Genomic DNA, 15,707 nt, shown 5'->3' with positions numbered 1-15,707 from the left:
TAACCCTTCGTTTATAAACGCTGAAATTTACGCATCATATCGAACTGGCTAATTAGCCTCGCCAGTCGCCGATTTCCTTCCCCAAAGTCTGCTTAAAATGTTCTCCTGCCCTTTCTTCACCAGCCGTCCCAATGTAGAAGGGTGATAGTCCCAGTTATGATCGAACATACTCAGCAACGAAGGGTTCCCATATTGGGAAAGGCATACAGCATGAAAACGGGTGTAGTTTTTCTTTAATGACTCGACCTTATCAATAACATCATCCGGCTGCTGGGGGGCAATAAAATCTGAGATAACAACCAGATCAGCATTTCGGAAATTTGCTGTTTCCATCACTCCGATGGACTCTTTGATTGCCAACGTGAAATCTGTACCACCATGAAACGAATAAGAGAGAAAATCCAACGCCTCTTTTATCCCATTGTCACCAGTCAGTTCATAGCTGATATGAGAAGTGGAAAATATCATCACATAACATTCCCTCCCCTCATTCAGAGCGATCTGCATCAATCTGTAGGCCATCGCTTTTGCACATTTTTCCGGAAAGCCACTCATTGAACCTGACGCATCAATACAGACGATGAAAGGTCCTTTTTCGATATCGGCTTTTTGGGCCTCCGGTCGAAAAGCCTTAACTTTCCGCAAAGTTCTGTCTTTTCCCTGCATACGATAATTAAGCATCTGCTTTTCAGCAAAATGCTGGTAAAAAACCGCTTCCAGTTCAGGCTCCGCCAAAAATATCGTTTCACTGGCCACAAGACGAGCCAAATCGTTATTGTGGTGAATTCCGACAACATCATCTGTTACGTTGTCGCTTTTTTCTTCTACAAGACGTAACTCTTCAGCAGGAGCTTTAGCTAAATCCGGGCAGTCAACTTCACTGGCCATGCGCCCCAGTCTCTCAGCAATAACTGATAACTCATTATGCTTATCAAGAAAACGGGCTGTTTGTGCCAGTGTATCAATTTCGTGCCGGGTGAGTTTGGCTGAAGCCATATCCCAAAGCCGCCCTGCCTTCTCCCAATCCCCCGCATGCGTTACTTCCGCCATTTGTTGGAAAGATTCTATACGGGTGTAAAGCGCTTTAAGAAAGGCTTCTTTTTCGACTTCGACTTCCTTTGCTTGCGCCTCTTTAACTCGCTCACTGAGTGATTCATGCCATTTAGTGCAAAAGTACTGTTTCAAAAGGGGGTTTGCATGAGATGAGGAGTTTTCCAGCAACCGACGGGCTGTCAGGTAAAATTCGGATTTTCCTTCCAACTGCTTAAGTTTTACTTTGGCGGCCTGAGAGAATCCGTTTTCCGGTAATTCACAGACTTCCCTGTAAATTGACAACTCCAGATCAAGTGCTTCCGTATGACAGCTGTCTGACAGCTTTCTGCGAACTTTGTGTCGCCATTTACGAACGTGCCCGCGTACAGACTTTTGCACCTGAGGGCTTTTATCAGTCATCAGCATCAATTGCGGGTTGTGCAACATTTCATTAGCAGCACTCTCCAAGACACCAGATTCAGCAAGCATAAGTCCAAGCTGTAAACTTTCTGGTCCCATTACCCCTCCCCATCATCAAAGAACACAGGAAGGCGTTTTAACCTGCTGGCGATTTTCGTCAGGCTGACTTCAGTCACATCAAGCTTTTCTTCAGTATCGGCAAGGCTGTTGGCCATAACGCTAACAAGTTCCGGATCGGCAAAATGATGGGGTAATGCCATATTAATTTGGCTTCTTGCTCGTCGTGACAGGAAATGGGCATCACTGAATTTCTTCTCACACCCCTGAACTTTCTCTAACCAGACTGACCACTCCGATTCAGTAGCATCATCAATTCCTGCTATTCCAACGGGAACTGCACGGTTGGCGATATCCCTGATAATAAGCCTCTGACCAGCATCCACATCGAACTTCAGCATACACAGGTGGGTATTCTTATTAACATAACCCAATATTTCGAAATGCCCCGATTTAGCCTGTTTTTCAAGTTCAACAGCATCGACAAAGACCCAACGACTGTCACCGGATTCTCTTTCTGAAACAGAAGGGTTTGAAGCCAAAACAACCAGCTTAACCATATTGCTGTTTGAATTTACTTTGTATCGGCGAGCCTTCGTTAAATCAATACGGTAACGTTCACCTCTCAGTGCGGCTTCGTTGCTCACATCATGATGCAAACAGTCAGCAATTTCGGATGAAAGATCATTCAGCTCTTCAAGAGCTTCATCTGCCATAGTAGTAGCAGCGGTTTGGTCAAAAGCACTTTCTGCGGCAAACTGAGCCATAATGTCACGAACGATTTGACGTGAGTCAGGGCTGTGCCAGAGGCATTCTTGCAATAACAGGAGATCTAAAGGGTTTACCTCACTTCGACCACTGAAAAATGCACTGGCTTTAAGCAGATTCAGGGCTTTTTTCCAACGGCGGTCTGATATATACAGTTCGTCTACAACAGTGCTGTTTCCCTGTTTAGCAGCCGCGCTCTCGATAGCCTGTTTTAAGGCATACAGCTTGTCGAATACCGTATCAGACAAAGTCACCTGAGATAATTCTCGCTGCCAACGAAAATACTCATGTTCTTTAATCGCCAGTGAGGGATCAACTTCAAAGTGATCCTGCCCTTTCTCGTCCATCAGCATCATGCGGAAATTGTCTTTTTCCTGGATACGGGTGAGGAAAATTCGAACCAGCATTCTGTCGTATAGTGCATCTAAGCCACTTTCTGGCTCGGGCAGTTCGTTTGAAGCAGTAATCAACAAACGCATTGGTACATTGTGTACCTCACTGCCATTCTTAAATGTCCTTTCATTTATCACCGTCAGAAGCGTATTCAGAATAGCTGGCCCCGCTTTCCAAATTTCATCAAGAAAGACAACATCGGCCTCTGGCAAATAACCATCCGTAAGTCGCACATATTTCCCGTTGTCCTTCAACTCCTGGATAGAAAGAGGACCAAACACCTCTTCGGGAGTAGAAAACCGAGTCATGAGATATTCAAAGAAACTCGCCTGGTCAAATGCCTTTATCAGCCGTTTAGCAATATAGCTTTTAGCGATTCCCGGGGGTCCAAGCAGAAAAACACTCTCGCCAGCAAGAGCTGCAAGCAAGCAAAGGCGAATAGTTGACTCTCGTTCATACACACCAGAAGACAGCGCACCAACCAGCTTTTGGATTCGCTCGGAAAGCAGTGCCTTATTTGTCGTCATTATTCTGTCGGTGTTCACTAAGGTATCCTTGTGATGTTTTCTGGGCCAAACTGACATCGCAAACGATGACAAAATCAAAATAACTGTAACTTTTTATTAAATATAATGTTAATGCTTTGTTACATCCAGACAAAATCTGTCACTGCATTTAAATACAGTTACCGATATCACATCTACAGTGAAATCATTGATTGCGTTTTTTAATTACTTGTACATCAAGGAAAGGATATGTGATGAAGTTGTTGCTGAGTGGCTTAAATTTGCAATTGCAATAAAAAGGAATTTCCGGGCCAACATAGGGCCCGAATTGTTTTGAATCAATCTGTCACAACAGGGAGATGGCTAGATCCTCCCCATTCCGACCAACTACCGTCATAAACCCTGCAACACCTTCCTAAAGAATGCTCAATGACCAACGCCAAAATGCACGCCGTTACCCCAGATCCACAGGATGTAACAATTGTCGTATCGCTTCGAAGAATAGAAGTAAGCTTGGCATTCAGACTGTCACGCCTAATAAGAGAACCGTTTTCAAGTAGATCAGAAAAAGGAAGATTAATTGCATTTTTCATATGCCCTGCCCTTACCCCTTGCCGAGGTTCAGGCTGGCGTGCGTAGAAACGATCGGCAGGCCTTGCATCAACAACCTGAAAACCAGGGTCATCTAATATACCCAGAAGTTCATCTGCCGTAATAAGGCGGTTAGGAACCAAATTCGCACGGTAGGTAACCGACGTGTTTTCAGCGGGTAAAGATGTATCTATTCTGCCGCCTGACGCCTTCCATGCCGGTAGCCCACCATCAAGAACTGCGACATTTTTGTGGCCCATCACTTTAAACATCCACCAAACGCGTGGAGCAGAAAATATGCCCTGGCTATCATAAATGATGATGGTGTCACCGTTTGATATACCTAGTTTCCCCACGGCATCAGAGAACGATTTTTCACTAGGGAGCATGTGAGGCAGCGGCGAATCCATATCTTTTATTTCACCGTCAAAATCGAAATAAACAGCACCAGGAATTCTCTCAGCAATCCACTCCTGATAACCGTCGCGATTGGAGCCCGGCATAAACCAGCTGGCATCAACTACTTTTGTTTCAGTTGAATCGATATTGTCCAAAAGCCAGTCAACCGATACGACCGCTGGGAAAGCACGTTTCTTCTCCATGTTCTAGATTCCGAAATTTTTAAATTTTCAAATATCATAAATCTGAAAGGAAACAATACCAAGCGAAGTAACGGTTATCCTGCCTACTACTGGTATCCGATAAATTTGATGAGAAGGGATGCGAAGGGATGAGAAAATGAAGGCAAAGAAAGCTATGGAAACATAGGAATGGTGGTCATGCCAACTGTATACCTAACATCACAATTTAGGCATGAATAAAGATTGGATGGCGGTAACTTCGATCGAAACAGATGGGCACAATAAAAGTTGGTTTTTTCGAATCAAGCTACCCAACCATGACCAGGTTATAGATACCTATTACTTATCGAGTTCTTTTTCCTTACATTTTTCTTTTTTTACAATAAGTAAGCCAAGTACGATAAACGCTACAACCAGCACAGTTTCCATCTATAGGCCCTCACACTCAAATCGGTCAATTCGGTACAATCAAAGGCACCGTCAAAAAGTTGTTCGAATTATACACAGCGACACTCAAATTGACACCATAGATGTGTGAAAAATGTTCTCCCAGTATGAAAAATACAACCTAACCGACAAAATTCCAGTTTGTCGGTTATTCAGCCCCGGCGCTCGTCTTCAAATAGTAAAAAAAAGAGCCGCTTCTGCGACTCTTCTTTCGACACTAGTCATCGCCATCTCGGCGCTTTTTCGGAACAAATGGAGCATCACCCACGGGCACATTTGTGTAGAAACTTTTATTCCGGTTCTTCTGTGCCTTTTTAACCTGTGATTTAGCACGAGGGGCTTTAGCCGCAGAGGTATTTTTCGGCTTTTTGCTTTGATTACGGATTTGAAAGCCTTTGAACTTGGCAACGAGTCCTTCAAATTCGGCGAAAACCATCGTCTTCTGGAGGAACTTCTCAATTTTTTTGAAGCTCACCCAATCTTTCGGGCCAATCAGTGAAATTGCATCGCCTTTCTTACCTGCGCGCCCGGTACGCCCTATACGGTGGATATACTCTTCCGAGTGTTTTGGCATGTCAAAGTTGATTACCAACGAAACATTGTTGAGGTCGAGACCACGGGACGCCAGGTCAGTTGTTACAAGCACCTGATGCTGTCCACGCTCAAACTCATCCATAATTCGGTTACGGTTCGACTGGTTGAGGTTCCCACTCAAACCAATAGCTTTCAACCCTTTTTCTGACAACAAAGCGGCCAGCCGGTCTGTATCTTCTCGTGTTGCGGTAAATACCATTATTTGACGATGTCCGCCCTCAGTGAGGATCTTTTCCAACAACGCCTGCTTATGATCCAGATGGTCACACAACACGAACTGTTCGGTGATGTCGCCGTGTTGCTGGAAAATCTCGCCCACACGGACAACACTTGGTTTTTTCAGCATATCGCCGGCAATATCATCAACCTGGTCATGGTCCAGAGTTGCGGAAAACATTAATGTCTGGCGCAGACGGTGGCTCGCAGCAGAGTTAATTGCTTTTAGCTGAGGAGCGAAACCCAAATCCAGCATTCGGTCTGCTTCGTCAAGAATCAGCAATTCCAGTCCGTCAAGGAACAGGTTTCTATGCTCAAGGTGGTCAGCTAGTCGTCCCGGAGTTGCCACAACAAACGTTGGGTTGCGGCGGAACATTTTTGCCTGGTCGTTAAAGTTCTCTCCACCGAGAACCAGCGCTGCGGTATGGTTGGTCGGTCCAACCATCATACGTAGTTCTGCATATACCTGCTTTGCCAACTCTCTGGTTGGAACAAGAATAACGACCCTTGGATCTTGCTTCGACAATGCCCGGCTGCGTGAAATTCGCTGAAACGCAGGTAACAGGAAAGCCAGCGTTTTACCCGAGCCTGTCTTTGATGATGCCAGTAAATCTTTACCGGCCAAGGCTAGCGGGATAGCTTTTTGCTGAATTTCAGTCGGTGTGGTAATGCCCTTGTGATCAAGTGCAGTTAGCAATCGTTTATCGATGCCAAGATCCTCAAACCGCAAAATGGTGCTCCTGGTATGGAATATGAAGAATAAATTAGGAAGGAAACCATGACATTGGTTTCTAAGGGCGGGGATTATATCACGCCATAACGTAAAAACGCCGTTTTTTAACGGCGTTTTTCATGTGTTTCAATACATCAGAGTGTTCGATTACTCAGCATCAGGATAACCATTGGGGTTATCAGATTGCCAACGCCAGGTATCCTGCGTCATATCTTCAAGCGTCCTACGGGCTTTCCAGCCGAGAATTGAAGCGGCTTTCTCCGGATCTGCCCAACACTCAGCAATGTCGCCAGAGCGGCGTGGCGCTACAACGTACGGAATATCACGACCGCTGGTTTTTGAAAATGCCTCAACCATTTCCAGAACACTATTCCCCCTGCCGGTTCCTAGGTTGAAAATATGCAGTCCGCTCTGTTGCCCAACTTTCACCAAAGATGCGATATGACCGTCAGCCAGATCTACAACGTGAATGTAATCACGGACGCCTGTGCCATCAACAGTTGGGTAATCGTTGCCAAAGACGGACAATTTGTCACGGCGTCCTACAGCAACTTGGGCGATAAAAGGCATGAGATTATTCGGAATACCTTGAGGATCTTCCCCCATAGTGCCAGAGATGTGTGCCCCCACAGGGTTGAAGTAACGCAGTAATGTTACGCTCCACTCAGGGTTAGCTTTCTGGAAGTCCGTCAAGCACTCTTCCACCATAAGTTTGCTGCGTCCATATGGGTTTGTCGCACTGGTAGGAAAGTCTTCACGAATTGGTACGCTGGCAGGGTCACCGTACACTGTCGCTGATGAGCTGAAAATTATCGATTTAACATTCGCCGAGTGCATCTCCTCAACAAGAGTAAGCGTGCCCGCGACGTTATTTTGGTAATATTCAAGAGGTTTTTCTACCGATTCACCAACAGCTTTCAAGCCTGCAAAGTGAATGACCGATTTGATATCGTGTTGTGCAAAAATCTTTCGCAGAACTTCCCTGTCACGGATATCACCTTTGTAAAATACAGGACGCATCCCGGTAATAGCTTCAACACGGTCAAGTACAGCAATCTTACTGTTGTATAAATTATCCAAGATGATTGGTGTCAGACCCGCTTCTATCATCTGCACACAAGTGTGGCTGCCAATATAGCCGGTGCCGCCGGTTACCAACACATTCATAATTCGCCGCTCCTGACATTTCCTACCCTTAAGAATACCAAACGTTCTGGAAGCTTTCTTATCCGGGTAGTGGTTATTAAAATTTCGTCGGATAGTACCAAATTTTCATTATTAAACGAATAATTACCCGTTGTTGGATAGCTTTCAGACGTTCACAACTGAAGACCTTTCATCTACATTATGGACTTTCATTGTAAGAACAAGGGATGAAGTTTATGGCTTCGAATACTCTTCACAAATGGAAGTCCCTGTCCCTTATTGAGGAAAGCAAGCAACTTCCAAATGGCAAGCAAATCAGACATGTGACGCTTCATCATCCAGGCGCGGTGGTCATACTCCCCGTCGATGGAAATGGAAGCGTAGTGCTTCTTAAACAGTACCGCCCTTCCATCGGCAAATGGATATATGAATTACCTGCAGGAACCATCGAACCCGGTGAAGATGTGTTGGAATGTGCAAAAAGGGAGCTTTCTGAAGAAACTGACTTTCAGGCTGCGCATTGGCAGTCAATTGGACAAATCTGGCCAGCGCCAGGTTTTTGCGACGAAACTCAATACCTCTATTTTGCCAGTCAACTTAGCCAAGCCCCCGGCGTTCTTGATGATGACGAAGTGCTGGAAGTTGAATGTAAGAAACCATCCGACATTGAAACAATGATTAAAAACAATCAAATCAATGACGCAAAAACAATAGTCGCATTTTACAAAGCAAGACTTCTTGGACTGATGTAAAAAGAGCTGGCATTAAGCCAGCTCTTTCTCGTTCAATCACCGAATTGGACGATCAGTTTTCACCAATACCTTGCTTGTTTTCAGACAATACCTGACAGTCTCCCAGCATCGACTGATACAATTCCAGATAAGTCTGAGCAGATTCTTTCCAATCAAACCTTATCGTCATAGCGTTCAATTGAACACGCTTAAACTCTTGCGGATTTTGACTGTAGAGCAGCAACGCTCGCTGAATTTTAACCAATAATGCCAAAGGCTCTGTAGATGAATAGACAAACCCAGTCGCAAACTGGGGAGAGTCATCATAATCAACCACAGTGTCTTTCAGTCCACCTACTTTCCTGACCAAAGGCAAAGTCCCGTACGCCATACTGTACATTTGATTCAGGCCACAAGGCTCAAACTCAGAAGGCATCAGGAATATATCAGACGCAGCTTCAACCCAATGGGCAAGCCGGTTATTGTAGGCTTCAATAAATGCAAATTTAGCAGGATGCCTTGATGCAATTTCATGAAGTTTTCCAGCAATTTTGGGATCACCGGTACCTACTATGATCAGCTGAATATCATTGAGAAGTAAATCATCCAAAATTGGCAGCAGGTAATGAAGTCCTTTCTGCCCGGTTAACCTGCAAACCATACCGAGTACAGGTACATTCGCTTCCGGAAGGCTCACCTCTTCACAGAGTGCACGTCTGGCTGCCTTTTTGCCTCTTGCCATGCTTTGCTTGTTAGCTTTGTAAGTAACGGGAAGCAAAGCGTCGCACTCTGGGCTCCAGGCCTCATAATCACACCCATTTACTATGCCAACCAAGTCTTCACTGCGTGACTGGAAATCAGCACCCATTCCCTGGGAACCAAGGTCAGTGCATAGCTCCAATGCATAATTGGGTGAGACCGCATTAATTTTGTCAGCGTAAGATACGCCTGCTTTAAGCATAGAGAGCGTATGGTAATCAAGTTCCAGGCTAGGATACCTGCCAGTAACCAATTCAGGAATCACCTTAAACTCTGCTCTATTGTATATACCTTTAAAAGCAGCATTATGAATGGAAATCAGTGACTTGGTCCCAGCGTAGAAATCATCTTCCCTATATCGGGTTTTCAACAGGAATGGGACAAGGCCGGTATGCCAGTCATTACAGTGCACGACATCAGGCTTGAAATTGAGCTTCTTTGTCAGATCTAGGCTCGCTGCACTGAAGAACGCAAAACGTTCGGCATTATCTGCATATCCTTCGTTGTTCTCAGCGTATAGCTCCGGACGATCAAAATAGATGTGACAGTCAATCGCCCATACCCGTATGCCATCGAGTGACAGCTCCCGGACGGCATAACCAATATCTTCTGCTCCTTCTACAGACAGCCGAGCTTCAAGAACGACAGGCGCTTCATGCTTATCTGCTATTTGACGGTAAAAAGGCACAATGACGCTAATGTTATGCCCTTGAGAGGACAGCGCGAGCGGCAATGCTCGTGCAACGTCAGCCAAGCCACCTGTCTTTACCAACCCGTCAACTTCTGAGGCGATAAATAGTATATCCAAGTTATCCAGGCTCATATCAAAATCCTACTTTTGCGCCTTTTGGAATGACAACCAATCCACTTGGTGACATATCGTAAAGTTTCGCATCCTCTTCAGGGTTTTCACCAATAACTGTACCTGGGGCAATAACTACATTTTTGTCGATAATAGCCCTTCTGATAGAACACCCCTCCCCAATTTTGGTATCACCAAGGAGGACGGATTCACTGATAAAGGTACAGTGACCAACGTTGGTTCTGAAGCCAAGTACAGATTTATGAATACGGGCGCCCTGAATATAACTGCCAGCTGAAATCATACTGTCAGTTACTTTAACTTTGCAGTTAGGCGCATCAGTGAATGTGGCAGGAGGAAGCGGAGGATAATATGTATGGAGAGGCCACTGGCGATTATAAAGTGAAAATGCCGGGGAATCGCCGAGTAAGTCCATATGCGCTTGCCAGTAGGCATCCAACGTTCCGACATCACGCCAGTATCCTCGGTTTTCTTCTCCCGGAATATCATTTTGGGCAAAGTCATAAACGTACACATTACCTTTTGGATAAAGTTTCGGAATAATGTCCTTTCCGAAATCATGGCTGGATCTATCATCTTCCGCGTCCTTTTCAAGCTCATCCATGAGTACTTTTGCACCAAATACGTAGTTACCCATTGAGATCAACGCATGTTCGGGATCTCCAGGTACGCATTTTGGATTTGCCGGTTTTTCTTCAAAACCAATCATTTTTCCATCAGCGTCAACTTCAATGACTCCGAACGCGGAGGCTTCATGAAGAGGTACTTTAATCGCCGACACTGTAAGGTCTGCTTGAATTTCTTTGTGGTAGTCCACCATTTGGCGAATATCCATCTTATAGATGTGGTCACTGCCAAAAATCGCCACATGTTCTGGATCTGCCAGTTCGATAAAACGCAAGTTTTGGTAAATAGCATCCGCTGTTCCATCGTACCAACGTTTCCCCATACGCATTTGTGCTGGGATTGGATCGATAAAACGGTCAGATAATCCGGTGACATTCCAACCCTTTTTCATGTGATGGTAAAGCGATTGTGACTTGAACTGGGTCAGGACATAAATTCTGAGAAGGTCTGCATTCAAGAAATTGTTCAGTGCGAAATCAATGAGTCGGTAGGACCCTCCAAATGGTACTGCGGGCTTGCTTCGATTGGCAGTCAATGGACGTAGACGGGATCCCTCTCCGCCAGCCAAAATCATCCCTAATACTCCCTTTGCCATTTCCGTTCCTCCAGCTTGCAAAGCATTTTTATTACAGGCAATTCCTGAGTAACGCGGAGCCTGTTCCTAATTGCGATTAAAAATTAAAAAATCCATATTCGTAGTTTTTTTACTACTTTTACTTACAAACACAGGGTGACTAAATACATGTATGTGGTATGCAAAACAAACACACGATATGCCCACACATGCTTATATATCACCCTTAAGACCCATAATAATAGACATTTCAGCTTAGTAATCCAGCATTTTTGTAAAAATTATGTGCATCATTAGAAAGAATTGTCTCATTTTTTGGAGTTATTGTTATGCACCTTTTGTTAACGTAATATGACAAAAACTTCCAACACTCAGTCCCACAAGGGAACGAGATGTAAACAGAATGTTTCCCGCATCCTGAATCACCTAAATTGGTGCACATCTTCCCCACCATCGTGCAAAGAGATACAAACTTTAGTTTCTACAGCAAGCTCAAGAAATAAAAAAGCCGGCTACTACGCCGGCTTATGGTTCCATATCCCGTTTACCTGAACTTGGCCATGCAGTATCCAGTAAACAGAGCAGCAAAACTTGAGCCAAGAACATTCGTCTCTGTAATGCCTCCCGCAACTGTTAACAAAACGGCGTACTGGATGCCAGCCCCCAGAACAAATCTCATCCACCAATTGGTCTTAATAACCATCTTTCCACCTAAAAATTCCAACAAATACACTATCCCATAACTGATCGGCCGCTATGGGTGTTTGCTCAACTTAAATTCAATCAGAGTTCAAACGGTTATTAGTTGGTGGTGGGACTGCAGAAAGACATAAAGTGCATTTCCGTCTTTCCAGCCACATATTCGAGCCTTTCTGTATCCTGCTTTTTCGAACCAAAACACTTGAGGGGGAAAGCGACTGTGTATTCTCGGCGTGTGACGGGAAGATAATACCGTTAACTTATCGCGTTGTTGTACAACAAATTCGGGCTCGGTGACCCGGGATAGGCGCGCTGTTGCGAGGTTAACGCGGGGGAGATCAGCAAGCGAATGATGAAATTCTGCTTGTTTATACTGTTGCTTCTGTAATTCAGAGGCTTGCTCGTCAACGTGTATATCGCCAACAACTGCAAAACCTTCATGAAGAAACCGGTTACCTGCTGTAGCTTCCCCTGCCCACAAAAATGCAAGCATTAACGCCAGAAACAGCGATGAGAGAATGTTGTTCACAGGTTAAACGAGTTCGCCACAGGTAGATATGTGCGTGGTATATCAGCTTTTCTGTAAAGCCGCAATGAATAGTATGACAAAAGGCGCTTTTCGCGCCTTTTTTTCGAAGTTACTGGCAAGTCGGCACTTAAAACGCACGTCTTTGCTTAACAGCGTTGGCGAGCACTTCCAGCGCTTTCTCTGTATCTTCCCAACCAATACAGGCATCAGTAATACTCTGTCCGTACGTCAGTTCCTGACCTATCACCAAGTCCTGTCTGCCTTCTACCAGGTGGCTTTCAATCATCGCCCCAAATATCGCGTTATTCCCTGCACCGATTTGACCAGCAACATCTTCTGCCACAATCATCTGGCGTTGATACTGCTTGCTGCTGTTCGCATGGCTGAAATCAATCATCACCTTTTCTGGTGAACCTGATGCTTTCAGTTGCGTTACTACGTCAGAGACATGGGCTGCACTGTAATTGGGTTCTTTGCCACCACGAAGAATCACATGGCAATCTTCATTCCCTGCGGTGGCAACAATGGCAGAGTGACCGAACTTTGTGACCGAAAGAAAATGGTGAGGGGATTCAGCTGAACGAATTGCATCAGTTGCAATTTTTATGTTCCCATCGGTACCATTTTTAAACCCTACCGGGCAAGAAAGGCCTGAAGATAACTCTCGGTGAACCTGAGATTCTGTGGTACGAGCGCCAATAGCCCCCCAGCTAATCAGATCGGCCATGTATTGGGGAGTAATCATATCCAAAAACTCACCTGCAGCAGGTAAACCAAGCTCGTTGATGTCCAGCAGTAACTTCCGACCAAGACGCAAGCCATCATTGAGCTTGAAGCTTCCATCCATATAAGGGTCGTTAATAAGGCCTTTCCAGCCTACAGTTGTACGAGGCTTCTCGAAATACACCCTCATAACAACCTCAAGCTCTCCAGCATGGGCGTCACGCAACGTTTTCAGGCGCTCGCCATATTCCCTGGCAGCATCAGGGTCATGAATTGAACATGGCCCCACAATAACCAACAGACGATCGTCCTTTCCATGGAGAATCTTGTGGATCGCTTCTCGAGCATTAAAGACGGTTTCAGACGCGGTTTCCGTTGCTGGATAGCGCTCTAACAGCGCCACAGGAGGCAATAATTCCTTAATTTGACTGATGCGAACGTCATCCGTTTGATAAATGCTCATACTTTCTCACCACTTCCTATGCATTTTCGATGTAGTTAACCTAACCTAAATCAGCCTTTTTGTTAACTAGGGCACACTTTTCCATTGCCACTACGTTAGCGGCAATGGCAATAAAGTGCAAACCTTGTTTTACAGATTAACAAAATATTATTTACGCCGAGAACTTGAACTTTCATCGGCATTAAACTACTAATGGTTTGCCGAACAGTTTTTCCAGATCCAAATGCTCTTCAACCACTCGGGCTATTCTCTCAATTTGCTCATCCCTGAGTGCTGTTACATCTATGTCATTCGCACCTTTTAAACCAGCCCACTCCAATACCAGTTTGAGCGCGTCCGGCGTATCCAGCACCCCATGTAGGTAAGTACCGAAAACGTTGTTGTCCTCGCTAATAGCCCCGTCTACCCTATCGCCTAGACTTAAAGGAGCACAGTCATTGCCTGACGTTATCCCAACGTGAATTTCATAACCTGCAACCGCAGCCTCTTTTCCGTCCAGCCGGAGGATTCCTGCAGTGTTGGTAAGTTGCTTTTCTTTTTCCAACACCGTGTTACACGAAAGCAACCCAAAACCTTGAGATGATCCATTGGTTCCCTCAACACCGTAGGGATCACTGATGAGGTTTCCCAGCATCTGGTATCCTCCGCAGATCCCCATCACTTTCCCGCCATATCGAAGGTGACGTTTTAAGTGAGTTTCCCAGCCTTCTTTTCTCAGATAATCCAAATCTGCACGCACACTCTTACTGCCAGGTAAGATAATCAGGTCACATGGCGGAGGAACTTCACCGGGACCGACATACCTAAGATTGACGTCAGGATGAAGGCGCAGGGAATCAAAGTCTGTGTGGTTACTTATTCTCGGTACAACAGGAACAATGACATTCAGTGTCGCACCATCACCAGCCAAAACCTGTTGGCCATCAATTGCATCTTCCGCTTCAAGGGACAAACCGTGTAAATATGGAATCACGCCTATTACCGGCTTTCCTGTACGATCCTCCAGCCACTCTAGGCCCGGCTCAAGGAGCTTAATATCTCCTCGGAACCGGTTAATCACGAACCCCACTACACGGTCCTGCTCAGACTGGCTCAGCAAATCCAACGTACCTACCAAATGGGCAAACACGCCGCCTTTATCTATATCAGCAATGATGATTACAGGGACGTCAGCCTCTTCAGCAAACCCCATGTTAGCTATATCATTTTCACGGAGGTTAATTTCAGCCGGGCTGCCTGCCCCTTCTATAATTACGGTCTCATATTCTCTACGTAACGTTTCGAACGATTCCATAACCGGTCCCATGGCAATTGCTTTATAGCCGTGGTAACCGATGGCATCCATATCGGTCAGAGCTTTACCCTGCACAATGACCTGAGCCCCGACATCCGTGCACGGTTTTAGGAGGATAGGATTCATATGGACGGACGGTTCTGCTCTCGCCGCCTGAGCTTGCACTGCTTGAGCGCGCCCAATTTCACCACCGTCTTTTGTTACTGCACTGTTCAATGCCATGTTCTGAGATTTAAAAGGGGCGACTCTGATCCCTTTGTTTGCAAGGACCCGGCATATTGCTGCGACAAGAAAGCTTTTACCGGCATCAGAAGTTGTACCTTGCACCATTAGTGCCTGGTTAGGATTAAGCATATTTTTAGTCAAACTCAAATTTGGTTGGTCATGAAAGCAATTACGAAGGCCACTTCACAACGGGACATATTTCGTCTCCGTTAATGTATACCGCGATGTCAATTCTGGCGGCATAAGGCAATGAAAGGCTCGATAGGTAAGTTGAATCCTCAGGCATTTTCCAGATTTGCCGTAACAATTGTTTTATGACACCGGCATGAGTGACAACAAGAACCGTATCACTGATCGTTTGCTCTAACAGATCGTCCCAAGCATTTGATACACGCATATCAAACTCTCTGGTTTGCTCGCCTCTCGGAACAGTTGAATGCCATGGGTTTCCTTGAAAGCGCCTGAAATCAGGATTTTCCCGCCAAAGCTTCTCTACAGATTGCCCATCCCAGTCGCCAAAATTCATTTCCTGCCAGCAATTCCTGATTTTCAGCCCTAACCCACGTTTAGACGCGATCTGTTCTGCAAAATGCCGACAACGGTGAAGAGGCGAGGAGATGACCTCTCCAAACATGGTGACATTGCTTTCGACCGCCATTTCCATCTGGCGAAAACCCTCAGTGGTTAATGGGAAATCAGTGACACCACGCAGGCAATTTTCTCCCTCCGGACGGCCGTGACGAAGTAACGTAACATTCAGGGTTCTGAAGTTCATT

Annotated in this window: 12 protein-coding genes; 1 reads left to right on the top strand and 11 read right to left on the bottom strand. The window is 45.4% G+C overall.

Annotated features, from left to right (window positions below):
* Positions 1 to 48 precede the first annotated feature (48 nt).
* From viaA to galE, 5 genes are all read right to left on the bottom strand, one after another.
* On the bottom strand, positions 49 to 1,551 hold the full coding sequence (gene viaA, locus NF212_RS24115; RefSeq protein WP_434361489.1) for an ATPase RavA stimulator ViaA: 1,503 nt from the start codon (positions 1,549 to 1,551) through the stop codon (positions 49 to 51).
* Positions 1,551 to 3,197, bottom strand: a complete 1,647-nt coding sequence (locus NF212_RS24110; RefSeq protein WP_434361488.1) for an AAA family ATPase — start codon at positions 3,195 to 3,197, stop codon at positions 1,551 to 1,553. The genes viaA and NF212_RS24110 overlap by 1 nt, the downstream gene beginning before the upstream one ends.
* A gap of 317 nt (positions 3,198 to 3,514) precedes the next feature.
* Positions 3,515 to 4,369 (bottom strand): sulfurtransferase, encoded by an 855-nt coding sequence (locus tag NF212_RS24105; RefSeq protein WP_434361487.1) that lies wholly within the window; start codon positions 4,367 to 4,369, stop codon positions 3,515 to 3,517.
* Positions 4,370 to 5,012: 643 nt separating this feature from the next.
* The gene (locus NF212_RS24100; RefSeq protein ID WP_434361486.1) at positions 5,013 to 6,335 is read right to left on the bottom strand and encodes a DEAD/DEAH box helicase; all 1,323 of its coding nucleotides are present in this window, start codon (positions 6,333 to 6,335) and stop codon (positions 5,013 to 5,015) included.
* Between the two features lie 150 nt (positions 6,336 to 6,485).
* On the bottom strand, positions 6,486 to 7,505 hold the full coding sequence (gene galE / locus NF212_RS24095; protein WP_434361485.1) for a UDP-glucose 4-epimerase GalE: 1,020 nt from the start codon (positions 7,503 to 7,505) through the stop codon (positions 6,486 to 6,488).
* A gap of 215 nt (positions 7,506 to 7,720) precedes the next feature.
* Here galE and NF212_RS24090 point away from each other — a divergent pair, with 215 nt between their 5' ends.
* Positions 7,721 to 8,236 carry an NUDIX hydrolase gene (locus tag NF212_RS24090; RefSeq protein ID WP_434361483.1) on the top strand — a complete coding sequence of 172 codons (516 nt, stop codon included), beginning with the start codon at positions 7,721 to 7,723 and terminating at the stop codon, positions 8,234 to 8,236.
* Between the two features lie 52 nt (positions 8,237 to 8,288).
* Here NF212_RS24090 and glgA read toward each other — a convergent pair whose 3' ends face one another.
* The 6 genes from glgA to NF212_RS24060 form a co-directional block, all read right to left on the bottom strand.
* Positions 8,289 to 9,797 (bottom strand): glycogen synthase GlgA, encoded by a 1,509-nt coding sequence (gene glgA / locus NF212_RS24085; RefSeq protein ID WP_434361481.1) that lies wholly within the window; start codon positions 9,795 to 9,797, stop codon positions 8,289 to 8,291.
* Between the two features lies 1 nt (position 9,798).
* Positions 9,799 to 11,019: a glucose-1-phosphate adenylyltransferase gene (gene glgC / locus NF212_RS24080; protein ID WP_434361480.1), complete on the bottom strand. Its 1,221-nt coding sequence runs from the start codon at positions 11,017 to 11,019 to the stop codon at positions 9,799 to 9,801.
* 769 nt (positions 11,020 to 11,788) lie between these two features.
* Positions 11,789 to 12,226, bottom strand: coding sequence for a hypothetical protein (locus NF212_RS24075; RefSeq protein ID WP_434361478.1), 438 nt, complete (start codon positions 12,224 to 12,226; stop codon positions 11,789 to 11,791).
* A 127-nt stretch (positions 12,227 to 12,353) separates the two neighbouring features.
* Entirely contained in the window at positions 12,354 to 13,406 is a 1,053-nt protein-coding gene (gene aroG / locus NF212_RS24070) for a 3-deoxy-7-phosphoheptulonate synthase AroG (RefSeq protein WP_434362981.1), read from the bottom strand.
* 187 nt (positions 13,407 to 13,593) lie between these two features.
* Positions 13,594 to 15,060: a cobyric acid synthase gene (locus NF212_RS24065; RefSeq protein WP_434361476.1), complete on the bottom strand. Its 1,467-nt coding sequence runs from the start codon at positions 15,058 to 15,060 to the stop codon at positions 13,594 to 13,596.
* A 40-nt stretch (positions 15,061 to 15,100) separates the two neighbouring features.
* Complete coding sequence (locus NF212_RS24060) at positions 15,101 to 15,706, bottom strand: histidine phosphatase family protein (protein ID WP_434361474.1); 606 nt, start codon at positions 15,704 to 15,706, stop codon at positions 15,101 to 15,103.
* Position 15,707 lies beyond the last annotated feature (1 nt).

This window comes from Parasalinivibrio latis (assembly GCF_036825535.1).
Lineage (GTDB): Bacteria > Pseudomonadota > Gammaproteobacteria > Enterobacterales > Vibrionaceae > Parasalinivibrio > Parasalinivibrio latis.
This window is presented reverse-complemented; position numbering and strand designations above follow the sequence as displayed.

Bases quoted from the DNA above. Each gene is read 5' to 3' on its own strand.
- viaA (WP_434361489.1), bottom strand. From the start codon at position 1,551: ATGGGACCAGAAAGTTTACAGCTTGGACTTATGCTTGCTGAATCTGGT.
- NF212_RS24110 (WP_434361488.1), bottom strand. From the start codon at position 3,197: ATGACGACAAATAAGGCACTGCTTTCCGAGCGAATCCAAAAGCTGGTT.
- NF212_RS24105 (WP_434361487.1), bottom strand. From the start codon at position 4,369: ATGGAGAAGAAACGTGCTTTCCCAGCGGTCGTATCGGTTGACTGGCTT.
- galE (WP_434361485.1), bottom strand. From the start codon at position 7,505: ATGAATGTGTTGGTAACCGGCGGCACCGGCTATATTGGCAGCCACACT.
- NF212_RS24090 (WP_434361483.1), top strand. From the start codon at position 7,721: ATGGCTTCGAATACTCTTCACAAATGGAAGTCCCTGTCCCTTATTGAG.
- glgA (WP_434361481.1), bottom strand. From the start codon at position 9,797: ATGAGCCTGGATAACTTGGATATACTATTTATCGCCTCAGAAGTTGAC.
- glgC (WP_434361480.1), bottom strand. From the start codon at position 11,019: ATGGCAAAGGGAGTATTAGGGATGATTTTGGCTGGCGGAGAGGGATCC.
- NF212_RS24065 (WP_434361476.1), bottom strand. From the start codon at position 15,060: ATGCTTAATCCTAACCAGGCACTAATGGTGCAAGGTACAACTTCTGAT.
- NF212_RS24060 (WP_434361474.1), bottom strand. From the start codon at position 15,706: ATGAACTTCAGAACCCTGAATGTTACGTTACTTCGTCACGGCCGTCCG.